At 34.1% G+C, this 16798-nt stretch carries 14 protein-coding genes and 1 tRNA gene; 6 read left to right on the top strand and 9 right to left on the bottom strand.

Annotated features, from left to right (window positions below; genetic code table 11):
* Window positions 1-5 precede the first annotated feature (5 nt).
* The 8 genes from ACNO7W_RS08390 to ACNO7W_RS08355 form a co-directional block, all read right to left on the bottom strand.
* On the bottom strand, window positions 6-1913 hold the full coding sequence (locus ACNO7W_RS08390; RefSeq protein ID WP_417937767.1) for an AMP-binding protein: 1908 nt from the start codon (window positions 1911-1913) through the stop codon (window positions 6-8).
* An 18-nt stretch (window positions 1914-1931) separates the two neighbouring features.
* Window positions 1932-2294, bottom strand: a complete 363-nt coding sequence (locus ACNO7W_RS08385; RefSeq protein ID WP_417937765.1) for a response regulator transcription factor — start codon at window positions 2292-2294, stop codon at window positions 1932-1934.
* 2 nt (window positions 2295-2296) lie between these two features.
* Window positions 2297-5002, bottom strand: a complete 2706-nt coding sequence (locus tag ACNO7W_RS08380) for an ATP-binding protein (RefSeq protein ID WP_417937764.1) — start codon at window positions 5000-5002, stop codon at window positions 2297-2299.
* A gap of 255 nt (window positions 5003-5257) precedes the next feature.
* Window positions 5258-5482: a DUF6814 family protein gene (locus ACNO7W_RS08375; RefSeq protein WP_417937763.1), complete on the bottom strand. Its 225-nt coding sequence runs from the start codon at window positions 5480-5482 to the stop codon at window positions 5258-5260.
* Between the two features lie 10 nt (window positions 5483-5492).
* Window positions 5493-7028, bottom strand: a complete 1536-nt coding sequence (locus tag ACNO7W_RS08370) for an MFS transporter (protein WP_417937762.1) — start codon at window positions 7026-7028, stop codon at window positions 5493-5495.
* Window positions 7029-7053: 25 nt separating this feature from the next.
* Window positions 7054-8433, bottom strand: coding sequence for a porin (locus tag ACNO7W_RS08365; RefSeq protein ID WP_417937761.1), 1380 nt, complete (start codon window positions 8431-8433; stop codon window positions 7054-7056).
* Between the two features lie 102 nt (window positions 8434-8535).
* Window positions 8536-8955: a transposase gene (locus ACNO7W_RS08360; protein WP_417937759.1), complete on the bottom strand. Its 420-nt coding sequence runs from the start codon at window positions 8953-8955 to the stop codon at window positions 8536-8538.
* 296 nt (window positions 8956-9251) lie between these two features.
* Window positions 9252-9324 (bottom strand) — tRNA-Phe (locus tag ACNO7W_RS08355).
* 98 nt (window positions 9325-9422) lie between these two features.
* Here ACNO7W_RS08355 and ACNO7W_RS08350 point away from each other — a divergent pair.
* From ACNO7W_RS08350 to ACNO7W_RS08325, 6 genes are all read left to right on the top strand, one after another.
* Window positions 9423-10154 carry a type III pantothenate kinase gene (locus ACNO7W_RS08350; protein ID WP_417937758.1) on the top strand — a complete coding sequence of 244 codons (732 nt, stop codon included), beginning with the start codon at window positions 9423-9425 and terminating at the stop codon, window positions 10152-10154.
* Window positions 10151-11401 carry a hypothetical protein gene (locus ACNO7W_RS08345; RefSeq protein WP_417937757.1) on the top strand — a complete coding sequence of 417 codons (1251 nt, stop codon included), beginning with the start codon at window positions 10151-10153 and terminating at the stop codon, window positions 11399-11401. The genes ACNO7W_RS08350 and ACNO7W_RS08345 overlap by 4 nt, the downstream gene beginning before the upstream one ends.
* A gap of 48 nt (window positions 11402-11449) precedes the next feature.
* Window positions 11450-12004, top strand: a complete 555-nt coding sequence (lptC, locus tag ACNO7W_RS08340) for an LPS export ABC transporter periplasmic protein LptC (RefSeq protein WP_314897370.1) — start codon at window positions 11450-11452, stop codon at window positions 12002-12004.
* Between the two features lie 17 nt (window positions 12005-12021).
* On the top strand, window positions 12022-12216 hold the full coding sequence (locus ACNO7W_RS08335; RefSeq protein ID WP_143386892.1) for a hypothetical protein: 195 nt from the start codon (window positions 12022-12024) through the stop codon (window positions 12214-12216).
* Window positions 12217-12219: 3 nt separating this feature from the next.
* Window positions 12220-13479 carry a hemolysin family protein gene (locus ACNO7W_RS08330; protein WP_417937756.1) on the top strand — a complete coding sequence of 420 codons (1260 nt, stop codon included), beginning with the start codon at window positions 12220-12222 and terminating at the stop codon, window positions 13477-13479.
* A gap of 108 nt (window positions 13480-13587) precedes the next feature.
* Window positions 13588-15684 (top strand): peptidylprolyl isomerase, encoded by a 2097-nt coding sequence (locus ACNO7W_RS08325; RefSeq protein WP_417937754.1) that lies wholly within the window; start codon window positions 13588-13590, stop codon window positions 15682-15684.
* Window positions 15685-15813: 129 nt separating this feature from the next.
* On the opposite strand, the gene ACNO7W_RS08320 is transcribed toward ACNO7W_RS08325, so the two are convergent.
* A complete protein-coding gene (locus tag ACNO7W_RS08320) occupies window positions 15814-16731 on the bottom strand; it encodes a GYDIA family GHMP kinase (protein WP_417937753.1) in 918 nt (305 codons plus the stop codon).
* Window positions 16732-16798 lie beyond the last annotated feature (67 nt).

The raw sequence follows: 16798 nt of genomic DNA, 5'->3' as shown, positions 1-16798 counted from the left end.
TTTAGTTATTCTTGTTTTTTATTATAAATGCCAATTTCATATTTCTTTAGTACCGCGGTGATTTCGCCAACAATGTTTTCATCGTCAATTGTTGATGGAATTTGAAAATCGTCACCATCTGCAATGCTGCGCATTAGTTTTCGGAGCGTTTTACCCGAACGTGTTTTGGGTAATCGTTCTATAATTACTACATTTCTCAAGGAAGCTACAGCGCCAATTTTTTGACGTACTAATTTTATTACTTCTTGTTCCAACTGGAAATGCTCTATATCCTCATTTAATTTGGTTACAACCAAAGCCAAAGGAATTTGCCCTTTCAAAGCATCATTTATTCCAATAACGGCGCACTCAGCAACCGATTGATGGGAGGCAACAATTTCCTCCATTTCGGCTGTAGAAAGACGATGTCCGGCAACATTGATGACATCGTCAACTCTACCGGTAATGAAAATATAATCTTCATCATCTTTAAAACCACCATCACCAGAGAAATAATACCCGGGGAATTTATCCAAATAACCTGCTTTAAATCTGGGATTGTCATTCCATAAATCAATCAAAGTTCCGGGAGGTAAAGGCAGTTTTAGCACTACATACCCTTCTTCATTTGGGCCTAATTCGGTTCCGTCTTCACCAAAATTTTTAATGTCATACCCACAAACCGCTTTTCCTACGGAACCGGGTTTTATAGGCAACTGTTCAACGCCCATCATATTCGCAATCATTGGCCAGCCTGATTCTGTTTGCCACCAATGATCGATTGCAGGAACGGGAATGTGTTCTAAATACCATTCTAATGTAGCGACATCACAACGTTCTCCCGCCAGAAATTGAGTTTTCATCGAACTCAAATCGTATTGTTTTATAAAATCGCCGTCAGGATCTTCTTTTTTGATAGCACGAATTGCTGTAGGAGCCGTGAACATTGCATTTACTTTATGCTCGTCGATGATTCTCCAAAACGTACTTGCATCAGGAGTTCTGATTGGTTTTCCTTCGAAAATAATCGTGGCGTTTCTATTAATTAAAGGTCCATAAACGATAAAACTATGTCCAACAACCCAGCCCACATCCGATGCTGCCCAAAAAACCTCATCTTCTTTTACATTATAAATATGCGTCATGGAGAATTTCAGCGCAACGGCACAACCGCCCGTATCTCTCACAACTCCTTTTGGTTTTCCTGTTGTTCCTGATGTGTAAAGAATATATAGTGGATGCGTTGTATTTACAGGAACACAAGCGGTTTCTTCAGAACCGTAAACCAAAGCATCGTAATCAACATCATATTTTTTAAACGGAACTCTAGCACCTAATTTTCTATTGAAAACGATTACTTTTTTGGGTCTGTGTGAAGCCAGTTCAATTGCTTCATCCACTAATGGTTTGTATGCGATTAAGCGATCAATTTCGATTCCTGAAGAGGCAGTTATAATCACTCGGGGTTTGCAATCATCAATTCGAATGGCGAGTTCATGCGGTGCAAAACCTCCAAAAACTACAGAATGTGTCACTCCAATCCTTGCACAAGCCAACATTGCAAAGGCAGCTTGCGGAATCATTGGCATATAAATAATTGCGGTATCCCCTTTTTTTAAACCTAATGATTGCATCCCTCCCGCGAGTTTTGCCACTTCGGTTTTTACTTCAGAAAAAGTATATTTTTTTACCGTTTGTGTAACTGGCGAATCATAAATTAAGGTCACTTGATCTCCAAAACCATCTTGAATGTGCTTGTCTAATGCCAAATAACAAACGTTCAATTCTCCATCTTTGTACCAAAGCGGATATCCATTTTCGTCTTTCGACAAAATCGTTTCCGGTTTACTGTACCACTCAATTGCATTGGCCTGTTCTGCCCAAAATTCTTCGGGATGATTGATACTTTTGGTATAAAAATCTTTGTAATTCATGATATTGGAAATTCTAAATTATTGAATTAAATCCTGTACTTGTTCTACTAATTTTTTTAATGAAAAGGGCTTGATCACATATAAATTTGCACCCAATGAAAGTCCTTTTTCAATGTCTTTTTCTTTGTTTTTTGCCGAAAGAAAAATGACTTTGCAATGCTGTAACCGCTCGTCTTTTTTTATTTGTTCCAATGTGGCAAATCCGTCAACCATGGGCATCATGACATCTAGAATAATTACATCCGGAAGTTGTTTCTTCAGAATGTCTAATGCTTCTTGTCCGTCACGAGCTATAAAAACTTCGAAATTGTTCTTTTTGAATGTGTATTCCAGAGACATAACAATATTTGGTTCGTCATCTACAATTAAAATTTTTTTCATCTTTAACGATTTTCAGTTGTGTTGTAATTGGGTAATGTAAAAATAAAAGTGGCTCCGGCTCCTTCGGTGCTTTCGGCCCAAATTTTCCCCTTATGATGTTCAATAATCTGTTTGCAAATGGCGAGCCCCAAACCACTTCCAATTGGTTTTTTTACATTCTGATTTCTAGATTGATAGAATTTATCAAAAATGGCTTCAAAATCTTCTGCTTTAATCCCTTTGCCATTATTATGAATGCTGACTTCCACAACATCTTTGTTTTCAATAATGGAAATAGTTATTTTTCCATTTGTTTCGGAACAGAATTTTATGGCATTCGACAATAAATTATGAATCACCTGAATGATTCGTTCTTCATCATAAAAGGCTTTTATTTCTTTGGATGCGTTATTAAATTCGATACTTATTTTTTTGTTTTTTATTAATTGTTGGACTGAATCCAAGGTTTTTTTTATGGTTTTTGAAATGTTGTTTTTAGACAGATAAATTTTTTGTTTTCCTGTTTCGAATTTCTCTAAATCCAGTATTTTGTCAATCAGACGATTCAAACGATCTGATTCGGAAATGATATTTTGCAAAAACTGTTTTCTCAACTCTTCCGGAATATCATCATCGTCATGAAGGATTTCGCTTGCGGCACGAATCGCAGTAATTGGCGTTCTTAACTCATGTGTAACGGTGTCCAGAAATTCGTCTTTTTGAATGTCTTTGTTGACTAATTCCTGATTGGCATTTTTTAGCTGTTCGGATATTTTTTTTAATTCATTCGAAGTGTCCGTCAGCTTTTTGTTGATAATGATGTTTTCTTTGGATTCCTCCAAAATTCGAAGCACTTCGGGCAAGCTGATTTTGTCTTCTTTGATTACGCTAGATATTAAAATTTTGGCGGAAGCCGTACCAATATGTCCCGTCAATAAATTCTCGGCAAATTTTATAAATCGTGCATCGGCAGTAGTGATGTTTTTATCGATATTGTATTTTAAATTGAAAATAGTCAGCGCTCGTTTTGTTCTTTCTTCTCCAAGAAATCGCTGTAAAACTTTCTGAATGTCTGAGATGTATGCAGTTCCTTTCCATACAAAAGCATTTTCGTGATTGGTAATGTATGTGTCAATATCCACAAACATTTCGGCATAATTGCGTTCTCTGTAATTTCCTCTGAAACTTACGGAGATGGCTGCATAACTCATTACATTAAATAATAAACTCCAGAAAACGGCATGCGGAATAGGCTCTAAATAATCCAATCCAAAAAGTTGAAAAGGCTTTAGCAATTCAATTCCCCAAGGTCCTTCCTGAATAAATAGACTTGTTGATTTTGTAATTCCAATGGCATAGGGAATTAAAAGCGTATAGAAACAAATTAAAAAACCAAGAATAATTCCCGCTATAGCACCATTTTTAGATCCTCTTTTCCAAAATATAGCACCAAAAAAGGAGGGAGCCAGTTGGGCTATAACTACAAAAGAGACTAATCCAATGGAAACCAAAGAATAATCCAGAATGAAAATTCGGTATATGGCATACGCCAAAATAATAAGAGAAAAAATCCCTATTTTCCTGCTGTTTACAATTCGTTTGCTATTCTTTTCTTGCGAAATATTTTGGAGGGGACCAATGAAACCATAAGGGATCAATAGGTTATTACTCAACATGGTTGCGAGTGCGATTGACGATACGATAATCATCGAAATGGCGGCCGAAAATCCACCAAGAAATACTAAAACGGTCAATAAATTATTGTTGAAAAACTGAGGAATCAATAATGAATAAGTGTCTGAATTGAGTCCTTTTCCTTCAAAAAGGATGTTTCCTCCCCAAGCGATTGGGAAAACAAAAATATTAAAAAGTAATAAGTACAATGGAAAAAGCCAAATGGCTGTTCGGATATGTGTTTCTTTATTGTTTTCAACAATGGCAGTATGAAATTGTCTTGGCAACAGAAAAATAGCAAACATTGATAAAACGCAAAGAAAGAACCAGTTAATTCCATTAGTAATGCCGCCTATTGAATTCTTCTTGTCAAAATTTTCAAGGACAGAAGCCTTTTGGTAAATGTCATCAAATCCGTCAAAAACAAAATAGGTTACATAAATACCAACGATTAAAAAGAAAACTAATTTTAATATAGATTCCATTGCCACAGCGGTTACAATACCGCGTCTTTTTTCGGAAGCATCTACATACCGCGTCCCGTAATAAGAGGCAAATAATGCCAGAGCGATACAAACATAAGTTGTGGTGTCCGTGAAAATATTATCACTCGATTGGGTTTTGCTAACAATATGAAAGGTATCTGAAATCGATTTTAGCTGTAAAGAAATATAGGGTACAATCCCAAAAACACAAATCATGGTCACTAATGCACCTAGAAATCTGCTGTTCCCATATCGTAAAGAAATAAAATCAGCGATACTGGATATTTTGTTTACTCTCGAAATTCGGATAATCCTCTTGAGGATAATCATCCAGGTCGGAACAATTATTATTGGACCTAAATAAATAGGGATGTAGCTTAAACCTGAATTTGCCGCAAGGCCTATACTGCCGTAATACGTCCAAGCGGTGCAATAAACCGCCAATGAAAAGGAATAGATATACGGATTATTCGTCCATTTTGAATGACTCCTTTTTTCTGCCCAATACGCTATGTAAAAAAGAATTAATACATAGAGTGCTAAAATCAATAAAAGTCCTACACTATTCATAATATCTTTTTATGATTAGGTAAGTGATAGCAATTGAAAAGAACCATGCCGAAAAAATATAGATGTATATAATTGGAAATCCAAAAAGGGGTTTTGAACTATCAAATAACAGCAAAAGCGGAATGTTCAACGCTAATAGCATTAGCATTGAAAGAATAACCAACTTTTGTTCATGTCTCTTTTTCATTGTAATAAAAATAAGCAATCTCTACAAATAAATGTAGAGACTGTATATTGCAAAAATGGATTTAAATATTAATTTTTTTCATCATAGTCACCCATTAAGGAAAAATACCCAAATGCGCCTAATCCTAAAACTATTAGGGGTGTAAGTATAAAAAGGATGATAATTCCGAATACTAAATCCTCTTGTTTCCCTGACATAAATTTTGGTAATCCAAAAGTGAAGATGCAAAAATAGGCTGCAGCAACTGCTAATGCTATCCAAACTAATCCTAAAACTCTTTTTATCTGATTCATGGCTATATTTTTAAATGTGAGTATTTTTATCTTTGTTTTTTATGTAAATCATTCCAACTACAAAGGAGACTGAAGCAATAACTATAGGATACCAAAGTCCTTCGAGATAAAATTCGGACTGGCCAGCATCTTTAGCGTTGGTCACGAAATAGGTTGATATGGCAGGAAGCAATCCTCCAAAAATTCCGTTTCCTACGTGGTATGGTAATGACATGGAAGTGTATCTAATTTTTACAGGGAACATTTCTACAAGGAAAGCCGCAATTGGACCATAAACCATTGTAACAAATATAACTTGAATGAACACTAAAAAGATTAAAGACCATTGATCACTAGAGTTGATTTTAATTGTTGTTTTAGTTTCTACTTTTGCTTTTCCATCAACAATCATTGCATTTCCGTTTTCTAAAGATACGGTTTTTACTTCCAGCAAAGTGGTTCCATCCGCATACTCTTTATTTGTGGTATAGATAGAATCCATGATTTGTTTTTTGTTCTCTTTCAATTCAGCTAGTATAGTAGATTTTTCTACAACTTCGGTTTTGTTTTTTACAGAAGTAGTCTCGTACATGCTTTTGTAAATAGGTCTGTAAAGTAAAATAGCGCATAACATTCCGCCCATCATAATGTATTTTCTTCCCACTTTGTCACTTAACCAACCAAATACAATGAAAAATGGTGTTCCAAGTATTAATGCAATTCCCAATAAGGTATCCACCTGTGAAGAGTCAATAGCCATCACAGTTTTTAAAAAACTCATCGCGTAAAATTGACCCGTATACCAAACAACCCCTTGTCCCATAGTAGCTCCAAATAAAGCCAATAATACAAATTTCAAGTTATAACGATTTCCAAAACTCTCTTTCAATGGATTGGTGCTTGTTTTTCCTTCAGATTTAGCTTTAGCAAAAACTGGAGACTCTTCCATGTTTTTTCTAATCAGATAAGAAACGAATACCATAATGATGGAAACCCAAAATGGGACTCTCCATCCCCATTCGTCAAATTGTTCTGGAGTAAGAATGTTTCTTGTTGCTAAAATAACCATTAAGGAGATGAATAATCCAACAGTGGCTGTTGTTTGTATCCAAGAAGTCCAATAACCTCGTTGTCCTACTGGTGCATGCTCAGCCACATAAGTCGCGGCACCGCCGTATTCACCACCAAGAGCAAGACCTTGAAGTAAACGAAGAATTAATACTAATAAAGGAGCCATAAATCCAATAGTTTCATAACTCGGGATACAGCCAATCAGGAATGTTGCGCCACCCATTAATAGCAAAGTGACCATGAACGTATATTTACGACCAATTAAATCACCTAATCTTCCGAAGAAAAGTGCTCCAAACGGACGAACTACAAATCCTGCGGCAAATGTTGCCAATGTAGATAAAAAGGCTGCTGTAGGGTTGTCAGAGGGGAAAAATTTTGTTGAAATTACAACGGCTAAACTTCCAAAAATGTAGAAATCATACCATTCGATCATTGTGCCCATTGAAGATGCGGAAATCACTTTCCAAATTCCTTTTGTTGATTTATTACTCATATTTCTTTTTTCTTTTTAAATTAGTTTATAGATAGATTTGTAGTTGTACTATGAATTCCCCTTTTGATCCAGATATATTGGATGGAATAGTATAAACAGGTCTTGTTGAATATTGTGCTGTGATTTTGGCGTGTTGTCCATCTAAGAAAAAGTTGGTTCCAAGATCAAATTGTGTACTGGACTTATCTAAAGCGTCAAAGTTTTTATAGGTAAAAGCTCCAAATGGTTGAACGCGTACTTTAGGTTTATCTACTTTACTTGGCAATAAAATTCCGGCTTGTGTGTACCAAATATTTCCTGATCCAATTGTAGCTTGTGCATTTCCAGGTCCAGCCAATGCTCTGTTTCCTGTGAAGTTTGGGTCAGCAGAACCAATATTCATAATGGCGACATTACGTAAATAGTTTGGACCAAAATCATAATCATAGAAAACACTGTATCCAGTTACGGCCATTTTGTTTTCTTTTTTTCCAACAGGTAAATCAAGGAAAACATCCGCTGCAAAAAGATTGATGTTGTGTTTGTTAATAGTGCTGTTAACCGAAGTTCTGGTAGCATCAGGCGCAGTATAAAAACCAGCACCAATATTGAATACTTTTTTTGTTCCTAAATAGCTTCCTACTTTATATGGGAGTAAATTAGCTTCCTGATCTAAAAATTGATATTCAAAATAACCTGCTTTTGACCATTTTGTATTTCCGCTGTTGTCAACTGCTGCTGCGTTATCAGCTGTAGTTACATCAACAGGTGCTAAGTTTGTAGCGTATGGTTTGTTGTAACTCAAACGGTATTCTAATTTACCATATTTACCTTTAGCAAATAAACCCATTTGTCTGGCAAACTGATCTGAATTTTCAATTAATGGCCAGTTAAATATAGGTGCGTCAATTGTTAAAAAGTTCAATGTAGAGACCATTGTTGCTCTTGATAATCCCATGTAATAATGCAATCCGCCACCAAGAGATAAACTGAACTTTTTGTCTTTTTCAGGTAAAACTAATGCGTATTCATTCCACGCATCGTGAAAAAACAGACCTGGTTTTTTTCCGGCACCGTAACCGCCAGTTCCATAAGTTCCTGCTGCGCCACCATTAATAAATGTTTGATTGTTGATACCAAAGTGCGTCACAATCATGTATCTTTTGGATAATTGAGAGTACGCAAGAAAACGCAAACGTCTGTTTCCAATGTCGGTTCCAGTTGTGGCCGCTTCATTTCCAATCATTGTTCCGGGATTCATTTGGCTGGAACGAAACCATATTTGGTTCCATGCTATAAATCGCATGTATTTTGAACCATCCTCGTTCAAATTGAATTTCATTCCGCTACCATAATCGATGGAGCCTTGTGAAAAAACTTTTTGTGACAATAAGAGTATTGCGGCTATAAAAAATATTTTTTTCATAAATAAAATTTTGGTTATTAAATGGTTGGTTAATAAAGTGCCAAATTCTATTATTTTATTGTGAAAAAAAATTAAGATATATATATGTGTAAAGTAGTATAGTTAATCTTTAAACCGTTCCCATTTTATAAGCATAAATTTGTCTCCGAGTTCCGTTATTATCATGCCTGCTCCCGAAAGTAATTCTTTGTTTTTCACATATTCTACTAGCTCTAAATGATTAAAAATCTTATAGGTAGGGTGGTAATTGGCATGAGAAGCTTTTTTAATGTTAAATGTCTTTACCCAATTGCTGACAGTGACATGAGAAACCCCGAGAATACGCTCAATTTCTCGATAACTCAATCCTTCCAAATATAATTGCAATGCTTTGGTAACATAGTAATCATCTATTTTTTTTCCAATTTTATTGACGGTAAAAAAGTAGTTGCATTTTTTGCATAAATACCTTTGTTTGTTGTTTATTACGCCGCTTTTGGTAATATGATTCCCTTGGCATTTTGGGCAGGTTAAAATCTCCATGTATATAAATTTTGCATAAATATAGTAAATTAGCAATTATTATTATTTGGATTTCGTAAAAAAATATAAAAAAAATTGCGAACCCTTCATTTTTGTTGAAGAATAGGTAAGGGTTTAACAAAATAAAGGCGTTTTGTAAAAATGAGGTTGATGTCTTGAAATAGGACTTCGTCAGATAAAAGAGGTGGGTAACTTATCTTTTGAAGGAGTAAATCTGATTTGGATTAATCCAAAAGTGGTGTGGATTTGAGAAACGTATAAAAACAAAAAACCCGAATATTTTTATTCGGGTTTTGTGGTACCTCCAGGGATCGAACCAGGGACACATGGATTTTCAGTCCATTGCTCTACCATCTGAGCTAAGGTACCTCGCTATTGCGGGTGCAAATATAGGATGATTTTTAGTTTATCCAAAACAATTTTAAAAAAAAATCAATTCGTATCTTCGCAGCATCAAAAAATAAAATATGATTCTAGCTGTTGATGTCGGAAATACAAGAATTAAAGCCGCTGTCTTTGAGGGTAATATGCTCGTGGAAAATTTTGTGTTTGTTAAAAATGAACTGCAAAAAAATATTCAAAATATTTTAAAAAATTTTAAAAAAGTAACTGATTTGGTCGTTTCGTCGGTTGGAGATGTCGAAAAACAATCGTTTTTGGAGTTTGAAAATGATTTAAAAGTTCATTTTATATCCCATGAAGATCCTTTTCCTTTTATTAATTACTATGCTACTCCTAAAACTTTAGGAATCGACAGAATGGTTCTTGCTGCAGGAGCAACGCTTCAGTTTCCTAATCAGAACCGATTGGTTATTGATGCAGGAACTTGTGTTACCTTTGATTTTATAGATGAAAACAATAATTATCTTGGAGGCGCCATAACACCGGGACTGCGACTGCGTTATGAGTCATTGCATAATTATACCGCAAAATTGCCTTTATTAACATTAGAAAATCCGAAAGATTTAATTGGTAAATCAACTTCGGAGTCGATTCATTCCGGTGTAGTCAATGGATTAGTCTATGAGATTGACGGTTTCATCGATGAATATAGCGCACGGTATTCAAATTTTATAATAATTTTAACGGGCGGAGACACAGATTTTTTGGCTAAACGATTAAAAAATACCATATTTGCCAATTCAAATTTTCTTTTAGAAAGTTTGAGTCAAACATTTCAATATAAAAATCAAAAATGATTAAAAAACTTATAGTAAGCGCCTGTTTGCTTTTGTCACTTGTATCCTTTGCACAGGAAGGAACTTCATCACCATACTCTTTCTATGGAATTGGTGATATAAGATTCAAAGGGGCGCTTGAGAATCGTTCTATGGCAGGTGTAGCAGTCGAACAAGACAGTATTCATATTAATTTAGAAAATCCAGCCAGTTATGCAAATCTAAAATTAACTACTTTTTCTTTGGGTGGGACTTATGGAACAAAAAACTTGAAAAGTAATACTGGATCAGCGAGTACGCGCAGAACAACTTTAGATTATTTGGCTGTTGGTTTGCCTTTAGGGAAATTTGGAGTAGGTTTTGGATTGATTCCTTATTCTTCCGTAGGGTATAAAATTGAGTCGTTGTCTGATCAAGATGGTGAAACAAGCAAACGTTTAGCCGGTACCGGTGGTTTGAATAAAGTTTTTTTCGGAGTTGGTTATAAAATAGCCCCTAATTTTAGCATTGGTGCAGATGCGCATTATAATTTTGGTAAAATTGAAACGAATAGTTTAGAGTTTATTACCAATGTTCCAATAGGTACTCGTGAATTGAATTCGGCAGATTTATCTGGTGTGAATTTTAATATTGGAGCAATGTATCAAACTAAAATAAGCAAAAAATTATCGTTATATTCTAGTTTAAATTATACTTTAGAAGGGACTTTGACATCTCAGAATATTAGAAATATAGCGACTGTAATTTATAGTTCAGGATTTGATGTGGTTACTGTAGATGCACTTCCTGATCAAAAAATAGAAAAGGACATAAAATTACCAAGTAGAATATCGTTTGGTGCTGGAATTGGAGAATCGAAAAAATGGCTTGTTGGTGGAAAGATTTCTTATCAAAAAAATTCAGGTCAGGGAAATACTTATAATCAGGCAAGTAACGTAGGTTATGGAAGATATGGCAGCGTTAGTTTAGGGGGATATTACATTCCTAATTATAATTCTTTTTCAAATTATGCTAAAAGAATTGTTTACAGAGGGGGTATTAAATATGAAAAAACAGGGTTGATGATTAATTCTGAATCTATAAATGATATGGGATTAACACTTGGTGTAGGACTTCCTATAACTGGTACTTTTTCAAATGTGAATTTCGGTTTCGAATTAGGAAAAAAAGGAACCACAAATGCAAATCTTATTCAAGAGAATTATGCTAATTTTAGTGTAAGTTTTTCTCTTAATGACAAATGGTTTGAAAAACGAAAATTCAACTAAAACTCGAAAAGAGTAAATATAATCAAATTGCTTTTGCAAGTACAGCGTATGCCTTTACTAAAAAAACATATAATTTTCCCAGTAGTCACAGCTTTTGCTGTGACTCTGTTTTTTGGGTGTGAAAGTAATTTTAAAGAGGTGCAAAAAATAAACTTTTCAGAGTTTGTTCCCAGTGGTGATGCTGATAATGTGAATTTGAAATATACGGATTCGGGATTGATTAAAGCTATTTTAGTGAGCCCTAAAATGTTGGATTTTTCTAGTGTAGATTTTTCGTTTACCGAATTTCCAAAAGGAATTGATGTTACGTTGTATGATAATAAAGCGAAAAAAACATTTATAACCTCAAATTATGCGGTTTCATACACAAAGACAAGTATTATTGATTTACAGGGGAAGGTGAAAATTAAATCGGAAAACGGTCAAACGCTGGAAACGGAACAATTGTATTACGACCAAAAAAACGAATGGTTTTTTACTGAAAAAAAGTTTAAATTTACGGATCTTAAAGGAGCATCAAACGGACAAGGAATCGATTTTAGTAAAGATTTCAAAGTGATTAATTCACAAAGAATAACTGGCGAAATTCAAACAGCCGACTAATTTTATAAAACTATAGCATGAATTACTTAAAATACACACCTTACATTTATCTTGTTTTTGGAGCTTACTTTATATATGATGGAGTTACAAAATTAAATGCAACTGAAGCAACACCTTGGTTGAGTTTTATAATAGCAGGATTAGCAATTTTTATGTTTTTCTTCAGATTGAAATTTGCTAAAAAATTTGAAGATCGAAATAAAAAATCCTAGCATATGGAAATTAGTATTATCATATTGTGTCTAATACTATGTGCCTTTTTTTCAGGAATGGAGATTGCTTTCATTTCCTCCAATAAAATTTATCTTGAAATAGAAAAAAAACAGGATAATTTCATTTCTAAAATACTTACAAAACTTACCGAAAAACCGTCTAAATTTATTGCTGCCATGCTTATTGGGAACAATATAGCATTAGTTGTTTATGGTTTTTTTATGGGTGAATTATTGATGGGCTGGATTGATGTCTTAGGATATCATTTTTCAAGTTTATTGAACTTTTTTATCCAAATACTTATTGCTACACTGGTAGTTTTGATTACTGCAGAGTTTTTGCCTAAAGTATTCTTTCAAATCTATGCCAATACGTTAATAAAGGTTTTTGCCATTCCGGCATATGGTTTTTATATATTGTTTTATTTTGTCTCTACTTTTTTTATCTGGGTTTCAGATTTTGTTTTAAAAAAATTCTTCAAAACAGAAGGAGATCAAGTGCCGCTTTATTTCAGTAAAGTAGAACTTGGAAATTATATTACAGAACAGATGAGTACCGTTGAAGATAATGAAGAAGTCGATTCTGAAATATTAATGTTTCAAAATGCATTGGAATTTTCAGGGGTAAAGGCAAGAGATGTTATGAGTCCAAGGACTGAAATCGCGGCAATTGATTTATATGATTCGATAGAAGAGCTGAATAAATTGTTTATCGAAACGGGTTATTCTAAAATTGTAGTGTATCAAAATTCACTGGATGATATTGTAGGTTATGTGCATTCATTCGATTTGTTTAAAAAACCGAATAGCATCAAAGAAATTGTAATTTCTGTCGAATTTGTTCCTGAAACAATTTACATTAAAGATGCAATGAATTTGCTTACTAAAAAGCGAAAAAGCGTGGCGGTTGTTCTGGATGAATATGGTGGAACTTCCGGAATTATTACGATTGAAGATATTGTAGAAGAGCTTTTTGGTGAAATAGAGGATGAGCATGATTCCGAAGAAGAACTAATCGAAAATGAACTGGGAGACGATACCTATATTTTTTCCACTCGACTTGATGTGGAGTATTTAAACCAAACGTATAAGCTTGATATTCCTGAAAGTGATTCTTACGGTACACTTGGGGGTTTTATTGTTGATTATACCAAAGACATTCCTCAAAAAGGGGACGTAATCACCATAGGAAACTTTCATTTTATAATTGAAGAAGCCACAAATAAGAAAATAGAATTAGTCAAAATGTCCCTAGGAGAGTGATTTTTTTTAGAAAATTAAAATTTCTTGCAAAATAAAACGCTACTACTATAATTATTAATTAGATAATTGTATTTTCGCAAACTGAATATAAAATTAACAACAATAAAAATGGCAGTTTTAGCAAAAATTAGACAACGTTCCGCCTTATTAATAGCAGCTATTGCAATCGCATTATTTGCTTTTATTATCCAAGATCTTATAGGTAAAGGTGGCCTTGGTCAAAATACAAAAGATGTAGGAAGCATCAACGGAAAAGATATCTCATTTGAAGATTTTAGAATAAAAGTGAGCAATGTTGAAAAAAGCGGTGAAGGAATTACTTCAACAGCTGCGGCTAACAGAGTTTGGGACCAAGAAGTTTCTATCGCTTTACTGACATCTGAATTTGATAAATTAGGATTGAGAGTAGGTGAAAAACATATTTTAGAAGTTTTAAAAGCAGATCAAAACATTGGTAAAAACCCATTGTTTTTGAATGCAGCAGGTATGTTTGACATTGCAAAATTCAAAGAATATTTCAAATCAAATCCAGCTCAAGCACAATACTTGAAAGACAGAGAGAAAGACGCTGAGTTGAATGCTAAATTTCAAATTTATAATACTTTGATCAAATCAGGTGTATATACAACTGAAAGCGAAGGGAAGTTTAAATATGAAATGGAAGCAAACAAAGTAAATTTTGCTTACGTAGCGGGTTTATATTCTACTATTAAAGACAGTGATGTAAAAGTTACTGATGCTGAGATTGTAGATTTCATGAAGAAAAATGAAAAAAAATACAAAGCAGACGAATCTCGTGAAGTAGAATATGTTTTAATCGAAGATAAAGCTTCAACAGAAGATGAAAATGAAGTTAAATCTAAAATTAACGGATTGTTAAACGGAAGTGTGGTTTACAATCAGGCTACTGGTAAAAACGATACTTTGCCAGGATTTAGAACAACTGCAAATACAATTGAATTTGTAAATTCAAATTCAGATGTTCCTTATGATTCAACTTACATTGCTAAAAAAGATTTGCCAGCTGTAGATGCAGATAAATTGTTTAATCTTGCTCCAGGTGAAGTTTATGGGCCGTATAAATTTGGACAATACTATTGTCTTTCAAGATCTATGGGCATGAAATCTGGTGTGAATGCTAAAGCAAGTCACATATTGATTAGTTATGAAGGAACACAAGTTCCTAATCAAAAAGAAAGAAGAACAAAAGAGGAAGCTAAAGCAAAAGCAGAAGCTGTATTAGCTCAGGTTAATGCAAATCCAGACAGTTTCTTAATGTTGGCTTTCACCAGTTCTGATGACTCATCAGCACAACAAGGTGGTGATTTAGGTTATTTTGGTCCAAACCAAATGGTAAAACCTTTTAACGATTTCGTTTTCAATAATGGAATTGGTACAGTTGGATTGGTAGAAACACCTTTTGGATTTCATATTATCAAAATTACAGATAAACAAGACGGAATTCGTTTGGCTACCGTAGCTCAAAAAATTGAAGCTTCAGAAGCTACTTCAGATAAAGTTTTCACCCAAGCGACTAAATTTGAAATGGACGCTGCTGATAAAGATTTTGCAAAAGTGGCAAAAGACATGAAGCTTACAATAGCTGCTCCAGTTACTGTAAAAGCGATGGATGAAACTGTCGGCCCTTTAGGAAACCAAAGAACAATAGTGAGATGGGCATTTGAAGATGATACTAAAGTAGGTGCTGTAAAAAGATTTGAACTGGCTAATATAGGACACGTAATTGCAAAAGTTAAAATCATTGATGAATCTGGATTAATGTCAATTACTTTAGCAAGACCTTATGTGGAGCCAATTCTTAAAAACAAGAAAAAAGCGGAATTGATAAAAGCTAAAATGACAGGAACTTCATTAGAAGCAATTGCAAAAGCTACTGGTTCAGCGGTACAACAAGCAACTGCCGTTACAATGGAAAACCCAATGTTAGTTGGTGCAGGTCAAGAGCCTAAAGTTGTTGGAAATGCATTTGCATTGGCATCGAACAAATTGTCAGCTCCAATTGAAGGAAACACAGGTGTGTATGTTGTGAAAAACCTAAGCAGAGTAAAAGCTCCAGCTTTGAAAAGTCATGAGGCTTACGTAGCTAAATTAAAAGAACAAAGCGCTTCAGATGTAAATAGAGTTATTCCTGCATTGAAAGGGAATGCTAAAATTGAAGACAACAGAAAACAATTCAATTACTAATCTTCTCGAAGTAATTAATTTTTCAAAATAAAAAATCCCGATACATTCAGAATGTATCGGGATTTTATTTTTAGTACAGTTTTTGTTTGAAGCTTTAGCAGAATTTAAGATAAAAATCTAATTGTAGAATTAAGATAAAATCATTTCGCCATAAGGAATAATTGTTCCAAATCCTTTTGAAGCAAAATATTCGTTTGGATTTTCGGTTGTTATGGCCATAACAAAATCGCCTCCCCAAGCGCCAAGGCTTTTGACAACACCATTAAAATCTGGAAATAAAGATTCTTTAACGGTTTGCATTTCCAGAATAATACTCATTTCAGCTTCGTGTTTTTCAATCGCTAAAGCAAATGATTTAAGGGTAGTTGCTTTTAAAACTTCAAAAGTTGTTTTGTCATTTAAAACAATGGTTCTGGCCAGATTATTTTTTTTATTGATGTTGTACGAAGCGATTGCATTCTTGCTGCTTTGCTTTTTATTGAGATATACAAAATAGATGTTTTCTGTAAATATTGGGTTGAAGATTACTTTTTCAACAATAGGTTTTCCTTGTTCTAAATGATATAAAATAGGAGTATCATTTTGAGCACAGGCAATATCATAACCGCTTCCTCCAAAACTGTTTTTAAGCAGCGTAAAGGCGTCGATTTGTAACCACTGTGCAATGTTGTTTATCAAAGTCGACGAGGTGCCTAAACCCCAGCTTTTAGGAAATCCAAGTTCAGTGGTGATTGCGTATCCTTCGGAAAGAGTAATGAAATCAGGATTTAATATAAAAGCTTCGTGTAAAATAGCTATAAGTGTAGATTTAACTGATTCGCTCTCTGAATTTCTTTCATTTAAAATATCCGAAAATGAAATGCTATCTTCAAACCAAATGCTTTTGTCGGCATCGTAGCTTTTCCAAATGATTTCTTTTTTGGGTCCTTTTTCTATGATCAGGTTTTGTCCCAATTTTGTTGGTAATGCAAAAGCTTTTGCACCATCTAAAACAAGATATTCTCCTGTAATTAAAAGTTTTCCGTTACTGTAAAATGTTTGTTTCATGTATTTTTTTTAGCCCCGATTACTTCACTTAATTTCTATTTTAATCGGAGTTCAGTGAACTTCGTTT

This window comes from Flavobacterium sp. ZB4R12 (genome assembly GCF_048276375.1).
Classification (GTDB): domain Bacteria; phylum Bacteroidota; class Bacteroidia; order Flavobacteriales; family Flavobacteriaceae; genus Flavobacterium; species Flavobacterium gawalongense.
This window is presented reverse-complemented; position numbering and strand designations above follow the sequence as displayed.